A 1,785-nucleotide genomic window follows, 5' to 3' on the forward strand; every position below is an offset into this window, starting at 1 on the left:
CCTCACGCCAAATGGTTCCTGGGCGGCAAGCTTAACGTCAGCGTGAACTGCGTAGACCGACACCTAAAAACACACCCCGATAAAGTCGCCATTCTATGGGAGGGCGAGCCGGGCGATACGAGAACGCTCACCTACCGCCAACTGCATGAGGAGGTCAATCGGTTCGCCGCAGCCTTGCATTCCATAGGCGTATCCAAAGGCGATCGCGTAACCATCTACATGCCGATGGTGCCCGAAGCCGCTATCGCCATGTTGGCCTGTACCCGCATCGGAGCTATGCACTCTGTGGTCTTCGGCGGATTTTCTGCCGATAGCCTTCGCGAGCGCACCAACGACTGCGGCGCCAAAGTGGTGCTTACGGCAGATGGCTATTGGCGACGTGGCAACATTGTGCCCCTGAAAAAAACCACCGACGAGGCTCTCACCGGTTGCCCAACCGTTGAAAAGGTCGTGGTGTTGCGCCGTATTGGCGATCAGGCCGCCGTCACCATGCAACCCGGCCGTGATATCTGGTGGCACGAGCTGGTGGCCTCTGCGCCCGCGGAGTATCCTCCCGAACTGATGGACTCGGAAGACCCACTCTACGTGCTCTACACCTCCGGCAGCACGGGAAAGCCGAAAGGCATTTTGCACACAACCGGCGGCTACCTCACCGGAGTGTATGCCACCACGAAAATGGTTTTTGACCTTAAGCCCAACGATGTCTACTGGTGCACGGCGGATGTAGGCTGGGTTACCGGGCACTCCTATGTGGTCTATGGGCCGCTGGCCAACGGGGCTACCGTGGTAATGTACGAGGGTTCGCCCGACTGGTCACGCGAGGGCAAGCCGTGCCAAGATCGCTTCTGGGACATCATCGAGAGGCATAAAGTAACCATCCTCTACACGGCACCAACCCTTATCCGCGCCTGCATGAAGTGGGGTGAGGAGCCGCCGGCTCGTCACGATCTCTCCAGCTTGCGCCTCCTTGGAACGGTTGGCGAGCCGATTAACCCAGAGGCGTGGCTCTGGTACCACAAAAACATCGGCCATGAGCGTTGTCCCATTGTAGACACCTGGTGGCAAACCGAAACCGGAGCGATTATGATCTCGCCGCTGCCAGGCATCACCACCACACGTCCGGGCAGTGCCACTAAGCCGCTCCCCGGCATCTTTGCCGACGTGGTGGACGAGCAGGGCAATTCGCTGCCGCCTGGGCAAAAGGGCATCTTGGTGATTACGAAGCCCTGGCCCTCCATGCTGCGCACTCTCTGGGGCGACGATGAGCGCTATAAACAGGTCTACTGGTCGCGCTACCCCGGCCGCTACTTCCCCGGTGACGGCGCCATGCGGGATGCCGACGGCAACTTTTGGCTGCTAGGTCGAGTGGACGACATCTTGCTGGTGGCCGGACATAACATCTCCACCATGGAGATGGAAAGTGTGTTGGTGGAGCACCCGGCGGTTGCGGAAGCGGCCGTCATCGGAAAAGCACACGAGATAAAGGGGCAAGCACCCGTGGCCTTTGTCATTGTGCGCCAGCAGTATGCCCCTCAAGATGCTGTAGCCGCAGAGAGGCTGCGGCAGGAGCTGAAGGAGTTCGTCGCCAAGAAACTGGGCGCTATCTGCCGACCCGACGATGTGATCTTAACCGCAGACCTCCCGAAAACACGCTCCGGCAAAATCATGCGGCGCCTCCTGCGCGACATCGCCGAAGGGCGTGTGCTTGGCGATACAACCACTCTGGCCGATCCTACCGTAGTGGCAAACCTGCGCAAAAAGTACGAGGAGACGGAAGCCTAAGCG

Annotated in this window: 1 protein-coding gene; it reads left to right on the forward strand. The window is 59.7% G+C overall.

All coding sequences use genetic code 11. The annotated features are described in order from the left end of the window. Positions 1-1,782, forward strand: a 1,782-nt coding sequence (gene acs, locus VKV18_RS02605; protein ID WP_324202673.1) for an acetate--CoA ligase, incomplete at its 5' end; no start/stop codon positions are given. Between the last annotated feature and the right edge of the window lie 3 nt (positions 1,783-1,785).

It is taken from the genome of Chthonomonas sp. (genome assembly GCF_035294505.1).
Classification (GTDB): domain Bacteria; phylum Armatimonadota; class Chthonomonadetes; order Chthonomonadales; family Chthonomonadaceae; genus Chthonomonas.